Annotated in this window: 14 protein-coding genes; 4 read left to right on the top strand and 10 right to left on the bottom strand. The window is 68.0% G+C overall.

Annotated features, from left to right (window positions below; translation table 11 throughout):
- The first annotated feature begins 13 nt into the window (after window positions 1-13).
- Genes ACFYPC_RS01960 through ACFYPC_RS01950 form a run of 3 tightly spaced genes read left to right on the top strand, consistent with a single transcriptional unit; the run spans window position 14 to window position 3163 of the window.
- Window positions 14-994, top strand: coding sequence for an ABC transporter permease (locus ACFYPC_RS01960; protein ID WP_388669163.1), 981 nt, complete (start codon window positions 14-16; stop codon window positions 992-994).
- A gap of 58 nt (window positions 995-1052) precedes the next feature.
- Window positions 1053-2090 carry an ABC transporter ATP-binding protein gene (locus ACFYPC_RS01955; protein ID WP_388669160.1) on the top strand — a complete coding sequence of 346 codons (1038 nt, stop codon included), beginning with the start codon at window positions 1053-1055 and terminating at the stop codon, window positions 2088-2090.
- A 26-nt stretch (window positions 2091-2116) separates the two neighbouring features.
- Complete coding sequence (locus ACFYPC_RS01950; protein ID WP_388669157.1) at window positions 2117-3163, top strand: ABC transporter ATP-binding protein; 1047 nt, start codon at window positions 2117-2119, stop codon at window positions 3161-3163.
- Between the two features lie 252 nt (window positions 3164-3415).
- Here the strand turns inward: ACFYPC_RS01950 and ACFYPC_RS01945 are convergent, their stop codons facing one another.
- Together ACFYPC_RS01945 and ACFYPC_RS01940 are read right to left on the bottom strand one after the other, a co-directional pair.
- Window positions 3416-3808 carry a VOC family protein gene (locus tag ACFYPC_RS01945; RefSeq protein WP_388669154.1) on the bottom strand — a complete coding sequence of 131 codons (393 nt, stop codon included), beginning with the start codon at window positions 3806-3808 and terminating at the stop codon, window positions 3416-3418.
- Between the two features lie 54 nt (window positions 3809-3862).
- On the bottom strand, window positions 3863-4372 hold the full coding sequence (locus ACFYPC_RS01940; protein WP_388669151.1) for a DinB family protein: 510 nt from the start codon (window positions 4370-4372) through the stop codon (window positions 3863-3865).
- A 247-nt stretch (window positions 4373-4619) separates the two neighbouring features.
- Here ACFYPC_RS01940 and ACFYPC_RS01935 point away from each other — a divergent pair, with 247 nt between their 5' ends.
- On the top strand, window positions 4620-5360 hold the full coding sequence (locus ACFYPC_RS01935) for a class I SAM-dependent methyltransferase (RefSeq protein WP_388669148.1): 741 nt from the start codon (window positions 4620-4622) through the stop codon (window positions 5358-5360).
- A 3-nt stretch (window positions 5361-5363) separates the two neighbouring features.
- Here the strand turns inward: ACFYPC_RS01935 and ACFYPC_RS01930 are convergent, their stop codons facing one another.
- From ACFYPC_RS01930 to ACFYPC_RS01895, 8 genes are all read right to left on the bottom strand, one after another.
- Window positions 5364-6485: an ABC transporter ATP-binding protein gene (locus ACFYPC_RS01930; RefSeq protein ID WP_388669145.1), complete on the bottom strand. Its 1122-nt coding sequence runs from the start codon at window positions 6483-6485 to the stop codon at window positions 5364-5366.
- Window positions 6486-6496: 11 nt separating this feature from the next.
- On the bottom strand, window positions 6497-7561 hold the full coding sequence (locus ACFYPC_RS01925; protein WP_388669142.1) for an ABC transporter ATP-binding protein: 1065 nt from the start codon (window positions 7559-7561) through the stop codon (window positions 6497-6499).
- 99 nt (window positions 7562-7660) lie between these two features.
- Window positions 7661-8638, bottom strand: a complete 978-nt coding sequence (locus tag ACFYPC_RS01920) for an ABC transporter permease (protein ID WP_388669139.1) — start codon at window positions 8636-8638, stop codon at window positions 7661-7663.
- Between the two features lie 90 nt (window positions 8639-8728).
- Window positions 8729-10525 (bottom strand): ABC transporter substrate-binding protein, encoded by a 1797-nt coding sequence (locus ACFYPC_RS01915; protein ID WP_388669136.1) that lies wholly within the window; start codon window positions 10523-10525, stop codon window positions 8729-8731.
- Between the two features lie 98 nt (window positions 10526-10623).
- On the bottom strand, window positions 10624-11652 hold the full coding sequence (locus tag ACFYPC_RS01910) for an ABC transporter permease (protein WP_388669133.1): 1029 nt from the start codon (window positions 11650-11652) through the stop codon (window positions 10624-10626).
- A 677-nt stretch (window positions 11653-12329) separates the two neighbouring features.
- Complete coding sequence (typA, locus tag ACFYPC_RS01905; protein WP_388669130.1) at window positions 12330-14237, bottom strand: translational GTPase TypA; 1908 nt, start codon at window positions 14235-14237, stop codon at window positions 12330-12332.
- Window positions 14238-14395: 158 nt separating this feature from the next.
- The gene (locus ACFYPC_RS01900; RefSeq protein WP_388669127.1) at window positions 14396-15049 is read right to left on the bottom strand and encodes a hypothetical protein; all 654 of its coding nucleotides are present in this window, start codon (window positions 15047-15049) and stop codon (window positions 14396-14398) included.
- Between the two features lie 125 nt (window positions 15050-15174).
- Window positions 15175-17421: an ABC transporter family substrate-binding protein gene (locus ACFYPC_RS01895; RefSeq protein WP_388669124.1), complete on the bottom strand. Its 2247-nt coding sequence runs from the start codon at window positions 17419-17421 to the stop codon at window positions 15175-15177.
- Window positions 17422-17800 lie beyond the last annotated feature (379 nt).

Here is a 17800-nt window from a genome sequence, read left to right as displayed (position 1 = left end):
AAGTCACGCCCCCATGCCCCGCTTCCTCGTCCGCCGAGTCCTCGGCGCACTGGTCATCCTGCTGATCATCAGTGCCATCACCTTCGGCCTCTTCTACGCCATCCCGCGTGACCCGGCGATGATGTCCTGCGGCAAGAACTGCACGCCCGACATGCTCGCGCAGATCCGGCACAACCTGGGCATCGACCACCCGATCCCGGTGCAGTACTGGGACTGGCTCAAGGGCGTCTTCGTCGGACGTGACTACGCCGGCTTCGGGAACTGCAACGCCCCCTGCCTCGGCTACTCCTTCGCCAACCGCGAGCCCGTCCTCGGCACGATCCTCGACCGGCTGCCGACGACCCTCTCACTCGCCTTCGGTGCGGCCGTCGTGTTCCTGATCTTCGGAGTCGGCGCGGGCATGATCGCCGCCCTCAAGCAGGGCAAGTTCCTGGACAAGTTCGCCAGCTCGGCCTCGCTGTTCGGTTCCTCGCTGCAGATCTACTTCGTCGGCTACATCGCGATGTACTTCCTGGTCTCCAAACTGGGCCTGTTCTCGCAGCCCTCGTACACGCCTCTCACCCAGGACCCGGTCGCCTGGTTCTCCGGGCTCCTGCTGCCCTGGCTGACCCTGGCGATCATCTTCACCGCCAACTACACCCGTATGACCCGCTCCCAGCTAGTCGAACAGCTCAGCGAGGACTACGTCCGCACCGCCCGCGCCAAGGGCCTCTCCCGTGCGAACGTCTTCTTCCGGTTCGCCTGGCGCGGCGCGATGGGTCCCATCGTCACGGTCTTCGGCATCGACCTCGGCACCCTGATCGGCGGCGCGATCATCACGGAGTCGGTCTTCAGCATGCAGGGCATCGGCCGCCTCGCGGTGGACTCCGTGAACAAGAGCGACCTGCCCATGCTGCTCGGCGTCACCGTCCTGTCGGCCGGCGCGATCGTGTTCTTCAACATCATCGTCGACGCCGTCTACGCCCTCATCGACCCGCGGATCCGGCTCGCCTGACCCCGGGCAACCCGCCCCCGACAGCTACCCCGGCATCACCCCCCTCAGGAGCGTCCCCGTGACGAGCACCGATCAGCAGCCCTTCCTGTCCGTCAGGGATCTGAAGGTCCACTTCTCCACCGAAGACGGCACCGTCAAGGCCGTCGACGGTCTCACCTTCGACCTGGCCAAGGGCAAGACGCTCGGCATCGTGGGCGAGTCGGGCTCGGGCAAGTCCGTCACGAACCTGACGATCCTGGGCCTGCACGACCGCGACCGCACCACCATCGAGGGCGAGATCCTGCTCGACGGCAAGGAGCTGCTGACCGCCACCGAGCGGGAGATGGAGCACCTGCGCGGCAACAAGATGTCCATGATCTTCCAGGACGCGCTGGCCTCGCTGTCGCCGTACCACACCATCGGCAAGCAGATCGGCGAGACGTACCGCAAGCACACCGGCGCCTCCAGGAAGGAGGCCCGCGCGCGGTCGATCGAAATGCTCAAGCGGGTCGGCATCCCGCAGCCGGACATGCGGGTCGACGACTACCCGCACCAGTTCTCGGGCGGTATGCGCCAGCGCGCGATGATCGCGATGGCGCTGGTCTGCGACCCGGAACTGCTGATCGCCGACGAGCCGACGACGGCCCTCGACGTGACCGTCCAGGCCCAGATCATGGACCTCCTCAAGGACCTCCAGCAGGAGTTCGGCACAGCGATCGTCTTCATCACCCACGACCTCGGTGTCATCGCCGACATCGCGGACGACGTGCTGGTGATGTACGGCGGCCGGTGCGTGGAGCGCGGTACCAAGAAGGAGGTGCTGCGGCAGCCGCAGCACCCGTACACCTGGGGTCTGCTGGGCTCGATGCCGAGCCTGGACGGACCGGTCGACGTACCGCTGTCGCCGATCCCCGGTACCCCGCCCTCCCTCCTCAACCCGCCGACGGGCTGCCGCTTCCACCCGCGGTGCACCTTCACGGAGAAGGTCGCGGCCGGCCTCTGCTCCACCGCGCAGCCGCCACTGGAGATCACGGACGGGCGCGGCGCCGCCTGCCACCTCACAGCGGACCAGCGCCTCGACTTCTTCGCCGACTACGCCGCGACCCGGTCGCACTGACGTAACTGAGACGGGACCTCACGATCATGAGCAACACGAACCCCCTCCTGGACGTCACCGGTCTGACCAAGCACTTCCCGGTGATGGGAGGCTTCCCCATCAAACGGAAGATCGGCGCGGTCCAGGCGGTGGACGGCCTCGACTTCCAGATCGCCGAGGGCGAAAGCCTGGGTCTGGTCGGTGAGTCGGGCTGCGGCAAGTCGACGACGGGCCGGCTGATCACGCGCCTCCTGGAGCCCACCGGCGGGAAGATCTCCTACCGCGGTCAGGACATCACGCACGCGAACCGCCGACAGCTCGCCCCGGTTCGCTCCGAGATCCAGATGATCTTCCAGGACCCGTACGCCTCGCTGAACCCCCGTCAGACGGTCGGAAAGATCATCTCGGGTCCGATGGAGATCAACGACATCAACCCGTCGGGCGGCCGCGAGAACCGCGTACGGGAACTCCTCGAAACCGTCGGCCTCAACCCCGAGCACTACAACCGCTTCCCGCACGAGTTCTCCGGCGGTCAGCGCCAACGTATAGGCGTGGCAAGGGCGTTGGCCCTCTCTCCCAAGCTGATCGTGGCCGATGAGCCGGTCTCGGCCCTCGACGTCTCGATCCAGGCCCAGGTCGTGAACCTCCTTCAGGATCTCCAGAAGGATCTGGGCATCGCGTTCCTCTTCATCGCCCATGACCTGGCGATCGTCCGGCACTTCTCACAGCGCGTCGCGGTCATGTACCTGGGCAAGATCGTCGAGATCGCCAACCGCGAGGACCTGTACGACAACCCGCGGCACCCGTACACGCGCGCGCTCCTGTCCGCGGTCCCGGAGGCCACGGCGGACGACGTGCCGTCCCGCGAGCGCATTCTTCTCACCGGTGACGTGCCCTCGCCGCTCAATCCGCCCTCCGGCTGCCGCTTCCGCACCCGCTGCTGGAAGGCCACGGACAAGTGCGCGTCACAGGCTCCGCCGCTGGTCCAGATCGGCGGGAGCAGCGACGGCCACCTGACGGCGTGCCACTATCCCGAGGTGAAGGAGACCGTCCCGGCTCCGCGCCTCTCCAAGGACCCCGAGGTCGCGGCCTGACATACGCCCCTATCGTCAGCCCGTGACCCGCGGGACCGAGGTTCGCCGGCCCATTGACCCGAGCAGACGAACGTCCGGTTCCCGGGGAACGAAGGCCCGTGCATCCCTGAGGGGAGCACGGGCCTTCGTCTTGGTCTGGGCGGGGCGCATCGACCTCGCATCGACCTCGCATCGACCTCACTCGCTCGAAAGGGGCAGACCGGCACCTTCCGGCGTCCTGAAGGCCGGCGGCGCCCCTGAGCGGCGCAGGGGTCAGCCCAACTCCCCCCGCTCCACACAGAATTCGTTCCCCTCGGGGTCCGCCAGGACCACCCACCCGCCGCCGTCCGGGCGGGTGTGGTCCGCGATCTGGCGGGCGCCGAGAGCGAGGGCCCGCGCGACTTCCTCGGCCCGGGTGCGCCCCTGCGGCTGCAGGTCCAGGTGGACCCGGTTCTTGGCCGCCTTGTCCTCGGGTACGTGCACGAAGAGGAGGCTCGGTCCGCCGGAGGCGTCCCGGATCAACGCCTCGGGGTCGCCCGGCTTGTCGTCGTCGGCCAGGGGACGGCCGAGCAACTCGCTCCAGAACAGGCCGAGATCGTACGGATCGCCGGTGCAGTCGAAGGTGAGCGTGCGGATGGTGGGGTTCAGCAAGCCTGTCGCTCCCATGGTCTGGTCACCGGTCCGGTCTGGTCACCGGTCCGGTCTGGTCACCGCTCTGGTCTAGTCACCGGTCCGGCCGTCGGCCAGTTCGCGCAGGATGTCGAGGTGGCCGTTGTGCCGGGCCGTCTCCTCGACCAGGTGGAGGATGATCCAGCGGAGGTTGACATGGAGGCCGTCGCGGACGGGGCGCTTGGCAGTGGTGTCGAGGTCGTGCTCGGCCACCAGCCGGCGGTAGCGCACGCACTGTTCCTCGTACCGGTCCAGCAGGTCCGTCAGCGGAACGTCGACGGCGATGCGCATCTCACGGTCGGGATCCTCGTCCGTCCACGGGCCTTCGTCCTCCTCGCCGAGGAACACCACCTGGAACCAGTAGTACTCGACCCAGTGCAGGTGGCTGATCAGTCCGCACAGGGTCATCAACGGGGAGCCCGGCAGCGGCGCCTGGCGGGCGTTCTCCGGGGAGACGTCCTCGCACTTGGCGCGGGCCGTCGCGCGGACGTAGTCCAGGAAAGTGGCCAGCTGGGTGCGCTCGTCCCAGGCGGGAGGCGTGTCTGTTCGCGTCGTCGTCATCGAGGTGAAGCATCCCCGGCCCAGCCGTTCGATGTCGAACGATTAATCTCCCTCGTCCCGCCGGCACATTTCCCACGGGAATGCGGGTTCCACCGGCCGGTGGGTGGTTGCCACGCCGAAGAGGACGCCAGTTGCCTCGCCTTCTTCCAACTCCCTTACGTTTCACCACAGTTACGGCAGGCTCGCGAGCGTCGCCAGTGTCATGATCCATGGTTCGGGCGAGCGCACGGGCTGAGAGACTGCTGCGATGGCTGACCGTTCGTTCAGTGACCTCTCACTGGCCGCCCTGTATGACACCCTCAATCCCTGGGGCCTCGGTGACGACTTCTGTCTGGACCTCGTCCTGTCCGCACGGTCCGTGCTCGACGTCGGGTGCGGGACGGGTCAGTTGCTCGGGCGGGCCCGCGAGGCCGGTCACGAAGGACGGCTCTGCGGGCTCGATCCCGCCGCGGCGATGCTGGTGCAGGCGCGGCGGCGGCCGGGCGTCGAGTGGGTGCTCGGGGATCTCGCCGCGACGCGGTGGGAGCGCGAGTTCGACCTCGTCGTGATGACCGGCCACGCGTTTCAGGTCCTGCTGGGCGATGAGCAGTTACGCGACGCCCTGGGCGCGGTGCACCAAGCCCTCTCCCCCGACGGCCGGTTCGTCTTCGAGACCCGCAATCCCGCCGCCCGCGCCTGGGAGAGTTGGACTCCCGAGCACGTGCGCGAGGTGACGGACGCCCGCGGAGATGCCGTACGGATCTGGCACGACGTCGAGACACCCGTCGCCGGAGACCGCGTCACGTTCACCGAGACCTTCGACCACCCGGGGTGGGAGCGGCCGCGGGTCAGTCGCAGCACGCTGCGCTTCCTGGGCCCGGACGCGCTCGACGGGTTCCTCACCGAGGCGGGGCTCGCCGTGCACGAGCGGTACGGGGACTGGGGGCGGGGGTCGTTCACCCCCGCCTCCCCGGAGATCATCACCGTGGCCCGCCCCGAGAGGCCGTGATCCTCAGTTCTTCGCGATCTCGTCCTCCAGCGCCGCCAGCGCCGGGTCCAGGATGATGTCCTCGGCGCGGGCCTCGATCGTCGGGTCCTCGGGGAAGTGACAGGCCGTCAAATGACCCTCGGCGTTCCCCGAAAGGCGGACCAGCGGCGGCTCCTCCTGCGCGCACTTGTCCTGCGCCTTCCAGCAGCGGGTGCGGAAGCGGCAGCCGGACGGCGGCGAGATGGGGGAAGGCACATCGCCCTGCAGGCGGATGCGTTCCTTCTTCTCGGCATCGATGTCGGCGTCGGGAACGGCCGACATCAGCGCGTGGGTGTACGGGTGGCGCGGGCCGGTGTACAGCGACGTACGGTCGGCGATCTCCACGATCTTGCCGAGGTACATGACCGCCACGCGCTGCGAGAAGTGCCGGACGATCGCCAGGTCATGGGCGATGAAGACGAACGCGATGCCCATCTCCCGCTGGACCTCCTGGAGCAGGTTCACGACCTGCGCCTGGATCGAGACGTCGAGGGCCGATACCGGCTCGTCCGCCACGATCAGCTTGGGCGAGAGCGCCAACGCCCTTGCCACGCCGATACGTTGGCGCTGACCGCCGGAGAACTCGTGCGGGAAGCGGTTGTAGTGCTCGGGGTTGAGGCCCACCGTCTCCAGGAGCTCCCGCACCCGGGCCTCGCGGCCGCCCGGCGGACGGACGTCGTTGATCTCCATCGGGGCGGAGATGATCGTGCCGACCGTCTGACGGGGGTTCAGAGAGGCGTACGGATCCTGGAAGATCATCTGGATCTCGGAGCGGATCGGGCGCAGCTGTCGCCGGGTGGAGCGGCTGATGTCCTTTCCGCGGTACGAGATCGTGCCGTCCGTCGGTTCCAGGAGCCGGGTCAGCAGGCGGCCCATCGTGGACTTGCCGCAGCCCGACTCGCCCACCACGCCCAGGCTTTCGCCGGGGAACACGTCGAAGGAGACCCCGTCCACGGCCTGGACGGCGCCGACCGTGCGTTTGATCGGGAAGCCCCCCTTGACCGGGAAGTGCTTCTTGAGGTCGGTGACACGCAGCAGCGGTTCCCGTGTCTCGTCCCGCTGCCCGGGGATCGCGTCGGTCACGACCGCGGTTTTGTCGTCGCTCACAGTCAGTCCCCTCAGCCCAGCCTGGGCCGAATCGTGTCGATGAAGATGTGGCTCTTTTGATCCGGTGTCAGATGGCAGGCCGAGCCACGCCCCACCGGCAGTTCGGGCCGTACGTCCACGCAGCGGTCGGAGCCCTCGACCTCACCCCTGAAGGTGCACCGCGGATGGAACGGGCACCCCGAGGGCGGGTTCAGCAGCGACGGGGGCGCGCCCGGAATGGGGACCAGCGGTTCGTCGACATCCGCCGTGAGGCGCGGCATGGATCCCAACAGCCCCCAGGTGTAAGGGTGTTGCGGCGCCTTGAGCACCTCGCGGACCGTGCCGCGCTCCACCGCCCGGCCCGCGTACATCACGAGCAGGTCGTCCGCCATGTTCGCGACCACTCCGAGATCGTGGGTGATCATGATGATGGCGGAGCCGAACTCCTGCTGAAGGTCTTTCAGCAGGTCCAGGATCTGCGCCTGGACGGTCACGTCCAGGGCCGTCGTCGGCTCGTCGGCGATCAGCAGATCCGGGTTACAGACCAGGGACATCGCGATCATCACACGCTGGCGCATACCGCCGGAGAACTGGTGCGGGTAGTCGTCCACACGCTCCTTGGCGTGCGGGATGCCGACCTTTGTCAGCATCTCGATCGCCCGCGCCCTCGCCTCCTTCTTGGAGGCCCCGGTGTGCTTGCGGAACGGCTCACCGATCTGCCGCCCGACCGAGTGGTAGGGCGACAGCGCGGTCAGCGCGTCCTGGAAGATCATCGCCATCTTGTTGCCGCGGAGCTTTTCCAGCTCGCTCTCCGTGGCGGTGGTCAGCTCTTGGCCGTCGAGGACGATCTCGCCATCGACCGTGGTGTTGAGCGGACTGTGCAGGCCCAGGACGGTCAGGTTGGTGACGGACTTCCCGGACCCGGACTCACCGACGATGCCGAGGGTCGTACCGCGCTCCAGGTCGAAGGAGAGACCGTCGACCGCCTTGACGTCGCCGTCCTCCGTGGAGAACCGGACGTGCAGGTCGCGGACCGAGAGAAACGCGTCGGATCCGGTGGGAGCCGGCGCGTCCTCCGGCTTGGTGAGAGTGGTCACTGGGGTTTCTCCCGGTACTACGAAGCAGGACGACGAGCAGGACTGCGGCACAGCTACTGCGGGGCTACTACGGGCTAGCCGACTACTGGGACTACTGGACTACGCCAGTCGTACCCGCGGATCGACCACCGCGTACAGGGCATCGACGATGACGTTCAGTACAAGGATGAACGCGGCGCTGACGAGCATCACGCCCATCAGTTTCGGCAGGTCCTTGCCGATCACCGAGTCGACAGCGAGCCGGCCGACGCCCGCGAGACCGAAGGTGAACTCGGTGACGATGGCGCCGCCGAGCAGTGCGGAGAGGTCCATGCCGAGGATGGTGAGGATGGGGATGAGCGAGCCGCGCCAGGCGTACCGGAAGAAGACGTATCTGCCGGACATGCCCTTCGCGCGGGCCGCGCGCACATGCTCCTCCTGGAGCTGCTCGATCATCGTCGAGCGTGCCATACGCGTGTAGTTGGCGGTGAAGATCACGGACATGACGAGCCAGGGGATCAGCAGGCCCATGAACCACCCCCATGGATTCTCGGTCAGCGGCACGTACTTGGGCTTGTCCAGCCAGCCCGTGCTGTAGACGAAGATGCCCAGGACGATCGGGCCGAGGAAGTAGATCTGGAACGAGCTGAGGACCAGCGAGATGCCGCTGGCACCCTTGTCCAGCCAGGTCCCCCGGTAGCGGGCGGCGACCATGCCGGTGCTGAGGCCGACGATGAGGAAGACGACCAGGCCGCCGACCGTGAGCGACAGCGTCAGCGGGAAGCGATCCATGATCGTGTCCCAGACCATCTGCTGGTCACGGAAGGAGATGCCGAAGCAGGGGGCCGGGCAGTGGCCCACGGCGAAGTCCCGCCCGACGAAGACGCCGGAGAGGAACTTCCAGTACTGCACAGGCAGCGGATCGTCCATGCCCAGGTTCTTGTGGATGATCGCCAGCGCGTCCGGGGTGCAGTTCTTGCCGCACGAGAGCAACGCCGGGTCCTGGGGAATGGCGTAGTACATGAGGAACGTGACGACGCTGATCAGCAAAAGGATGAGCATCGCGCCGAACGTCCGGCGAAGGAGGAAACGAAGCATGGCGGAACGCTGCTCTCGGGACGGCTACGGCCAGGGACGGACAGGAGCACCCGGGGGCGCACTCCGCTGAGTGCGCCCCCGGGACCGTGGTCAGCTCTTGAGGAAGACCCGGGTCGGGTCGATGTAGCTGGTCACCGTGGAGTAGCGCAGGCCACCCACGTTGGAACCGGCGATCTGGAACACCTTGGTGTAGTAGATCGGCGCGGCCGGGTTGACCTTCTCGCTGATGTACTGGTTGAGGGCGTTCCAGGCCTTGGATGCCTCCGCGGAGTCCGTGATCTTCTGGATGCGGACGATCTCGGAGTTCACGTGGTCGTCGTTGATGTGCGCGTAGTTCGACGCACCGTCCTGGATCTGCGTGCCGTCGTACAGCGGCGGGAAGACGGTGCTGGCGGACGGCCAGTCCTGGCCCCAGCCGGTCATGTAGATGTCGAAGCCGTTGTCGACCTTGCCGACCTGCTCGTACCAGGTGGCGGAGTCGACCTCCTTCTTCTGGACGTCCAGACCGATCTTGCCGAGGGCGTTCTCGATGAGAAGTGCCTGCTGCTGGCGGACCGGGGTGTTGGCGTAGGCGTAGACGATCTTCTTACCGTCGGCGCCGGCTTCCTCGATCAGCTTCTTGGCCGCCTCGATGTCACCGTTGGGCTTCTTGGCCCGGTTGAAGGGGTCGTACGCCTTGTCGTAGCCCGGGGTGGTGGGCGACATCAGGCTGTTGGCGACCTCACCGCCGTAGGCACCGCCGTCGGCCTTGAAGACCGAGGTCGCCGGCAGGGCGAGGGTGATCGCGTCGCGGAGCTTCTTGTCCTTGACGCGGTCCAGGTTGAAGTTCAGCTGCCACACGTACGGCGCGTAGCCGTCGACCGTGCGCTTCAGCGCCGCGGGGTCGGACACGACCTGCTGCACCTGCGTGGTGGCGACCTGACCGGTCATCATGATCGCGTTCTGGGCGTCACCGCGGTCGGCGAGGATCGTCTTGGTCTGGTCCTCGTCGTCGTGGTTGACCTCGATGTTGAAGCCGTCGACGTACTGGTGGCGCATCGGGTCCGTGTCGGCGTCCCAGTTCGTGTTCTTGACCAGCGACATGCTCTTGCCGGGCTTGAACTCCTGGATCTTGTACGGACCGACGGCGACCGGGTCGGTGTCGTACTTCTCCTTCGTGTCCGTCTTTTCGGGCACGATGGAGTATCCGGCCATGGCCAGGGCCTGAGCCAGGTCCGGCTGGGGCGTCTTGAAGTTGAAGACGACGGTCTTGGCATCGGGCGTGGCCAGCACGGTGTCCGGCAGGTGCTTGCCCTTGAACGGACCCTCGTACGCGTCGCGGTAGGTGGTACCGGAGCCCGACAGCCACTGCTGGATGTAGGTGGGGCCGTCCGTGATGAACGGGTCGTAGAGCCGCTCGATGGTGTGCCTGATGTCGGCCGAGTCGATCACATGACCGGTCTCGTCCTTGACGCCGTCCTTCAGCGTGAACGTCCAGGTCTTGCCGCCGTTGGTGACCTTGCCCGGGTCGGTGGCGAGGTCGCCGACGACGGTGAGGCCGCCCTTGCCGTCCTCCTTGTACGTCGTCAGACCGCGGTAGATCAGCTTGGAGAGCAGGCCGCCGTCGCTGACGTAGATCTGGGCGGGGTCCAGGTGCGAGAAGTCGGTCTCCTGATAGACCTGTATGGTGCCGCCGGGCTTGGCCCCCACGACCTCCTCGGCGGGTCCCGTCGAGTCGGCGGCGGTGCCGAACTTCACCGCGGCGGACTGCGCTGCGGCGTCTTCCTTCTGCTTGCTGTCGTTGCCGTTGCTGCCGCTGTCACTGCTGCTGCAGCCGGCCAGCGCCAGGGCGCCGACCGCGACCGCGGCGACTGCGGTCCGCCCTCTGCGGGAACTGAGGATGCTCATGGAGTTGAGTCCACCTGCCTGTGAGTAGTGGTCACTGGTGCTGCCTGCAGTGCACGGCCCCGTCGCCGGCTCCCGGGTGGCAGCGGCCCTCGCTGGTATCAGCGGCCCGTCTTGGGATCGAAGGCATCCCGGACGGAGTCCCCGAGGAGGTTGAACGCCACGACGAAGACGACCATGGCGACACCCGGGAAGAACATGTAGACGGGGTCCTGTTCGTAGATGTCCGACCCAATGGCGAACATCCGGCCCCAGTCTGGGGTCGGCTCGGTGTAACCGACGCCGACGAAGGAGAGAAACGCGACCGACAGAATGGTGCTGGGCAGCAGGTACGTGCCCTGCACCAGGATCGGTGTGACGAGGTTGGGCAGCAGTTCCTTGCGGATGATCCGCCACGGGGAGGCGCCGGCGACCTTCGCGGCCTCGACGAACTCGCGCTCACGCAGCGAGAGGGTGACTGCCCGGACCAGCCGGGAGAGCCCCATCCAGCCGAGGAACCACAGCACGCCGACGATGGCGAGCGTGCGGATGTAGGTGGGCGTCTCCTCGTCGGGAGCGACGAACGCCACCGTGATCACGGGCATGGCCGCGATCATGAACAGCTGGTTGGGAAACGCCAGCAGGAAGTCCGTGAGCCGGCCCAGCCAGTAGTCGACCCTGCCGCCGAAGTACCCGCCGACCAGCCCGATCACCACCCCCATGACGACCATGCAGAGCGTCGCCACGAGTGCCGTGTAGAGCGAGGTGCGCATGCCGTACAGGAGCTGCATGAACACATCGCGCCCCAGGGTCGGTTCTATTCCGAACCAGAACTCCGAGGTGATGCCGCCGTTGGGTCCTGACGGCATGTTGAAGTCGTTCAGGAGCGTCGGGTCGTCCTGCCCGTAGAGCGTGTACGGGTCTTTGCCGTACAGCTTCGAGATCAGCGGAGCGAGGGCGGCGATCAGGAAGAAGAAGAGCACGATGTACGCGGAGACCACACCGGTGCGGTCGCGCTTGAACCGGCGCCACATCAGCTGGCCGGGCGATCGGCCCGCCGGCTTCTCCGGCTTCTCCGAACCTTTCGGCCCGGCCTTCTCGTCGACCTCGGTGGAAGCTTCCGCGCCCTGGATCTCGATCGGACTGGTCATTGTTCGTCCATTTCATGGGTACGCCGAGTCCGTGGGCCACCACAGGGTGAGGGCGGCCACGGGCCGGACCATGTGAATCAGGAGAGACGTATGCCTAGTAGTCGCTGGGCGCCAGGGCGCGGCGGGCGACAACTCGCAGGTGAACACGCGTAGCTGGCATCTTGTGCCTCCTCATGACTCAACCGGTGCACGGACAGGAGAGGTTCTTGCTTGACCTCCGACACCCCTGACGGAGGGTCAAGCACCCCACTGTGCTCGTGAGTCGGCGCTGCCCCCGGCAGCGCATGACCCATTGACCCGAGCGTTACGCGGCTAACTATCTGACATGAGCCAGATACCGACCACTGCCTTTTGGTCTCGGTTCCATCACAGCTGACACGTACATCTTCCAAAATCTGGACAAAATGATCTGCGAGAGAAGCCCGCGAAACGGACTTGTTACATATGTATCGGGCGGGAGGAACCGTATTTCGGACACGGCGCGACGGGAAAACCAGTTGCGGGCGCCGTCCGGGACGGCTGGATCTTTCGCAGCAAGAAGCCCGGGTACCCCCATCATGAGGGAACCCGGGCTCAGTTGCCGGTGACTCGATCCTGCCGCGCGGCCGGATCAGGCGTGCCGGATGGCCGGATCAGGCGTACGGGACGGCCGGGATCAGTTGTACCGAGCGGCCTGATCAGCCGTGCTTGGCGCGGCTCGCGGCGCGGCCGCGCTCGCGGGCGTCCAGGTTGACCTTGCGGATGCGAACGGCTTCCGGGGTCACCTCGACGCACTCGTCGTCGCGGCAGAACTCCAGCGACTGCTCCAGCGAGAGCTTGCGCGGCGGGACGATCGCCTCGAAGGAGTCGGCCGCGGCGGACCGCATGTTGGTGAGCTTCTTCTCCTTGGTGATGTTCACGTCCATGTCGTCGGCGCGCGAGTTCTCGCCGACGATCATGCCCTCGTACACCTCGGTGCCGGGGTCGGTGAAGAGCACACCGCGCTCCTGGAGATTCGTCATCGCAAACGCGGTGACGGCGCCGGCGCGGTCGGCGACCAGCGAGCCGTTGTTACGGGTCGTGAGCACGCCGAACCAGGGCTCGTGGCCCTCGTGGATCGAGTGGGCGATGCCGGTGCCGCGGGTGCCGGTGAGGAACTCGGTCCGGAAGCCGATGAGGCCGCGGGACGGCACGACGAACTCCAGCCGGACCCAGCCCGAACCGTGGTTCGACATGTTGTCCATCCGGCCCTTGCGGACGCCCATGAGCTGCGTGACCGCACCCATGTGCTCCTCGGGGACGTCGATCGTCATGCGCTCGACCGGCTCGTGGACCTTGCCGTCGATCACCTGGGTGACGACCTGCGGCTTGCCGATGGTCAGCTCGAAGCCCTCGCGGCGCATCTGCTCGACCAGGATGGCGAGCGCGAGCTCACCGCGGCCCTGGACCTCCCAGGCGTCCGGGCGCTCGGTGTCGAGCACGCGGAGGGAGACGTTACCGATCAGCTCGCGGTCCAGACGGTCCTTGACCTGGCGGGCGGTGACCTTGCGGTCCTTGACGGCCGCCTTCGCGGCGGCGCCCTTGCCGGTGCCGCCGCGGCCGACCAGCGGCGAGGTGTTCGTACCGATGGTCATGGAGATCGCCGGCTCGTCGACCGTGATCAGCGGCAGCGCGATCGGGTTCGCGGGGTCGGCCAGAGTCTCGCCGATCATGATGTCCGGGATACCGGCCACGGCACAGATGTCACCGGGGCCCGCCATCTCGGCCGGCTTGCGGGTGAGCGCCTCGGTCATCAGGAGCTCGGTGATGCGCACGTTGGACATCGTGCCGTCGCGCTTGATCCACGTGACGGTCTGGCCCTTGCGCAGCTCGCCCTGCTCGATGCGGAGCAGCGCGATACGGCCGAGGAAGTTGTCCGCGTCCAGGTTGGTGACGTGCGCCTGGAGCGGGGCCTCCTCGTCGTACTCGGGGGCCGGGACGTGCGACAGGATCGTGGAGAAGAAGGGCTCCAGGCTGTCGCTGTCTGCGGGGACGGTGCCGTTCTCCGGCTTGGTCAGCGAGGCCACGCCGTCACGCGCGCACGCGTAGACGATGGGGAACTCGATCTGCTCCTCGTCCGCCTCCAGGTCCAGGAAGAGGTCGTAGGTCTCGTTGACGACCTCGTCGATCCGGGAGTCCGGGCGGTCCGTCTTGTTGATGCACAGGATGACGGGCAGGCGCTGCTGGAGCGCCTTGCGCAGCACGAAGCGGGTCTGCGGCAGCGGGCCCTCGGAGGCGTCGACCAGCAGGACGACCGCGTCCACCATCGACAGACCGCGCTCGACCTCACCACCGAAGTCGGCGTGGCCGGGGGTGTCGATGATGTTGATGGTGATGACGTCGCCGCCATCCTTGGGGTGGTACTTCACGGCCGTGTTCTTGGCCAGGATCGTGATGCCCTTCTCACGCTCCAGGTCATTCGAGTCCATCATGCGGTCGTCGAGCGACTCGGCGGCGTGCGCGGCGAAGGCACCGGCCTGCTTGAGCATGGCGTCGACCAGAGTGGTCTTGCCATGGTCGACGTGGGCGACGATGGCAACGTTGCGGATGTCGTGGCGCGTGGCCATATTGAGGCGCTTCTCCCGGAGTGAGTGGACGGCCTCCGCAGCACGGGGCCTGCCGGGCTGAACACGCCACGGCCTTACCCCATGGTACGTGGCCCTGACACCCGCGGCCCCCGCGGGCCCGTGCGCGAGGGGGCGCGGAGGCGTTCCCGGGCTCGTGGTCAGGCGGTCTTCGCGGCGGGAGAATCGGCGGGGCAGGTCTCCCGGGCGGCGATGCGCTCGGGGGCGCCCGTCGAGGCGATGTCTCCGACGTCGATGGGATCGCCGCAGGTCAGGAACCCGCTGCCGGTCTTCTCCCAGGTCAGTACATGGCCCTCGACCGGCTCGGCGCCGGCCCCCCGGCAGGTGTACGTGAAATCGGCCTCGACGAGATCGACGTACGTCCATGCGTAGTACGCCCCCTGAAGGTCTCCCATATGTGCCTCGAAGTGCTCCCCGACTTCACTCGGCACGGCCGGCTCCGAGGGGTCCGCGAGGGGAAACGCCGTCTCGAGATGCCTGCCCAGCGCCTTGATGGCGTCGGCCGCGCGGACTCCGGGCGCCATGGAGGTCATGCGGGGCTTGTAGCTGACGCCCCGCAGCGGCTTGAGGTCCACCGACACGGAGTCCGTCTTCTTCAGCCTGATCGGGTCGGCGAGCCCGGTCAGCTTCTGCTCGCGTTCGATGCCGGACCAGGCGTACGCGCAGGACGCGGCCTCGGCGTTCCCGTTCCCGCGGTCCGTGGCGTCCGCGCCGCCGGTGCAGCCCGCGGCGCCGACGAGCAGCGCCGACGCGACGAGACCCGCCGCCGTGTTCCTGAAAGTGTGCTCGCGCATGGTCGTCCCCCGGTGTCGCAGACGGCCGGTGGTGATCACCGGCCGTCGGGGACACTCTGCCCAGTCGTGTCCCGCCCGGCACTCGGTTTGAGGACGATCTGAGCGAAGTGGCTTGCGCGGGCGGACTACTTGTCCTTCTTCTCCGTCCGCTGCGGGCCCTGCGCGCCCTTTCGCAGGAAGCCCATGTCCTCGTAGACGGGGGTCTGGAAGCCGAAGGCGCCGGTGTTCGCGAGGTTGGTGCGGGCGGCTGTCAACTGGGGGCGCTGGTAGAGGGGAATCGATCCGGCGGCGGCCCAGATACGGGCGTCGGCCTTGCGGACCAGGGAGCGTCCCTCTTCCTCGTCGAGTGTCGCGATGGCCTGGTCGAAGAGCTGGTCGACCTGGTCGGTGCCGACGCGGGTGTAGTTCTGCTCGACGGTGAGGGAGCCGTCGGCGGCCGGTACGGGCTTGGAGTAGATGGGGCGGGCGTCGGTGGCCGGGTAGGCGGAGGCGGGCCAGGAGTACAGCGCCAGGTCGTACTCGCCGGACGCGATGTGGTCCTTGAAGTAGCTGTCGTCGGGGACCCGGTTCATCTCCGTACGGATGCCGACGCGCTCCAGCATCCCCGAGATGCGGTCGGCGACGGCGCGCAGCGACTCCGAGCCGGGGCCCGAGGGGACCACGAAGCGCAGCGTGAGCGGCTTGCCGTCCTTGGCGAGCGCGCCGGCCGCGGCACCCGCCGGGGCGGCCGTGCCCTTGGGCGCGTACGCGCCGGGCGCGCCTCCCTTTTGGGCCTCCTTCGCCTCCTTGCGCCCGTACTGCTTGCCGTCCAGGTGCTTGCCGGCCTGCTCGTCCGCGTACTGCCCCGACTTCTTCCTGGAGTGGTCCTTGGGGTCCTTCTTCTTCTCCCGGTCGGCCTCGGCGGGCTTGTTGTCCTCGCCGACGATGTACGTCCCGTCGTCGGAGCCTTCCTCGGAGGCAGCGGAGTCCGCCGCCTCGCCCTCGGACCCGGCAGCCTTCTCCGTCTTCTTCTGCTCCTTGACCGGCCCGCCGGGCACCCAGCCGGCGTCCGCGAGCAGAGCCCGCGCCTCAGCCGTGTCCTGGCCGCCGAGGGCGCCGCTGTTGTCGGCGTACGCCTGCTGGCCCGAGAGCGCGAGGTGGCTGCCGACCGGCACGGCGGGCAGGCCGAGCGGTTCGAGGACCAGCTTGGCGAGCTCCTCGCGGTCGAGGGCGCGGGCCACCGCGCGGCGGACGCGCTCGTCGGCGAGGGGGCCCTCGGAGCCGTTGAGCGCGAGCTGCGTGTAGGCGGGTTCGAGGGACTTGCGGACCACGAAACCGCGCAGGGCGGACTGCTGGCCGGCGTACCGCGCGAGCTTCTCGCGGCGCTTCTCACGGGCGCTGATCTCCTCGTCCGCGGCCTCCTCGTCGGAGCCGTGCGCCAGGGCCCAGGAGCGCAGCGCCTTCTCGGGGGTGAGCGCGGCGCCGGGACCCTGGAGGGGCGTGCTGCCCTTGTCGCGGGCGGCGAGGGTGATCCGCTCGGCCTCGGCGGGGTCGATCTCGGCCAGGTCGAGCTTGTCCGCGGCGAGCGCGGCGGCCCGCTCGTCGCGGGGGACGGCGCTCAGCACGATCCCGGAGAGCTTGGTGGGCCGGCCCCACCAGCGAGGGTTGCGGACGAGGGTGACCTTGCCGTCCTCGTGGTCGACCTTCTGCAGCGCGAAGGGTCCGGCGGTGACCTTCAGCTTGCGGCGCGCGCCGTCGTTGAAGGTGTCCGGGGTGCCCATGACGTCCTTCGGGTACAGCGGCGAGAACAGCGACTTCCAGTCGGCGTAGGGGCGACTGAAGGTGACCTTGACCTCCAGGTCGTTGGCGCCGCGCTCGATCTTCTCGATGCGGTCGTAGCCCGCGTTGCGGGCCGTCCAGTACGCGGAGTCCTTGCCGGACAGGGCGCGCCACTGTGCGGCGAAGTCGGGGGCGCCGATCTCGCGGCCGTCGCTCCAGACGGCCTGCTGGTTGAGCTTGTACAGCACGACCTGCTTGGGCTCGCGGTCGGCGACCTTCGCGGAGTCCAGGTAGTCGGGGTTGGCCTGCGGCCGCCCGTTCGGATCGAGCCGGAACATCGAGGGCAGTACGGCGCCGGCGACCCTCGACGTGGCGGCGTCGGCGTCCGCCTGGAACGTGTTGAGCGTCTCCGGTACGGCGTCCACCGCCCAGCGCATTGTGCCGCCGTCGGCGATCAGGTCGCGGTTCGCGGGCGCGATGTCCTGCGCGGCCACCGGCTTGCCCGCCTGGTCCTCCGCACTGCACGCGGTGAGAAGGGGTACCGCGAGCGCGCCAGCGGTGAGAAACGCGACCGAGCGCATCACCGCGCGCAGTCCGACGCCGTCGTGGGACATCACTGCAACCTCCGGGGGATGCTCTGCTGTCGGCTTCTGATCACGTTTGGCGGTATATGGAGCTGATCAGATGTATGCGCCCACTGAAGGGGAGGGCGGCGGGGCGGAGGCGCCGACACGGCGGTGGGAGCGCGGAAGCCCACCCGTGCGGCGCAACGGACCCGGTGCCGGGGCGGGCCTCGGGGGTTTTCGCCCCCTCCGCCCCTGCCCGTCCCTTGTTCCTGGGGGCTGCGCCCTCAGACCCCCGCTGTCGGCCTGAACGGCCTCGTCCTCAAACGCCGGACGGGCTGAAAGGTCTCCGGCGCACGGAGGCGCGCGATCCACCAATCCATGCACACGCCTTCACACGGGCTCATGTGACGCGCAACACTCGCAGGCG

The sequence above is a fragment of the Streptomyces sp. NPDC005808 genome (genome assembly GCF_042871385.1).
In the GTDB taxonomy this organism is placed as follows: Bacteria; Actinomycetota; Actinomycetes; order Streptomycetales; family Streptomycetaceae; genus Streptomyces.
Note: the sequence above shows the minus strand (reverse complement) of the source record. Positions and strands in the feature narration are given on the sequence as shown.

Bases quoted from the DNA above. Each gene is read 5' to 3' on its own strand.
- ACFYPC_RS01910 (WP_388669133.1), bottom strand. From the start codon at position 11,652: ATGACCAGTCCGATCGAGATCCAGGGCGCGGAAGCTTCCACCGAGGTC.
- ACFYPC_RS01915 (WP_388669136.1), bottom strand. From the start codon at position 10,525: ATGAGCATCCTCAGTTCCCGCAGAGGGCGGACCGCAGTCGCCGCGGTC.
- ACFYPC_RS01935 (WP_388669148.1), top strand. From the start codon at position 4,620: ATGGCTGACCGTTCGTTCAGTGACCTCTCACTGGCCGCCCTGTATGAC.
- ACFYPC_RS01945 (WP_388669154.1), bottom strand. From the start codon at position 3,808: ATGGGAGCGACAGGCTTGCTGAACCCCACCATCCGCACGCTCACCTTC.
- ACFYPC_RS01900 (WP_388669127.1), bottom strand. From the start codon at position 15,049: ATGCGCGAGCACACTTTCAGGAACACGGCGGCGGGTCTCGTCGCGTCG.
- ACFYPC_RS01950 (WP_388669157.1), top strand. From the start codon at position 2,117: ATGAGCAACACGAACCCCCTCCTGGACGTCACCGGTCTGACCAAGCAC.
- ACFYPC_RS01895 (WP_388669124.1), bottom strand. From the start codon at position 17,421: ATGTCCCACGACGGCGTCGGACTGCGCGCGGTGATGCGCTCGGTCGCG.
- ACFYPC_RS01920 (WP_388669139.1), bottom strand. From the start codon at position 8,638: ATGCTTCGTTTCCTCCTTCGCCGGACGTTCGGCGCGATGCTCATCCTT.
- ACFYPC_RS01960 (WP_388669163.1), top strand. From the start codon at position 14: ATGCCCCGCTTCCTCGTCCGCCGAGTCCTCGGCGCACTGGTCATCCTG.
- typA (WP_388669130.1), bottom strand. From the start codon at position 14,237: ATGGCCACGCGCCACGACATCCGCAACGTTGCCATCGTCGCCCACGTC.
- ACFYPC_RS01940 (WP_388669151.1), bottom strand. From the start codon at position 4,372: ATGACGACGACGCGAACAGACACGCCTCCCGCCTGGGACGAGCGCACC.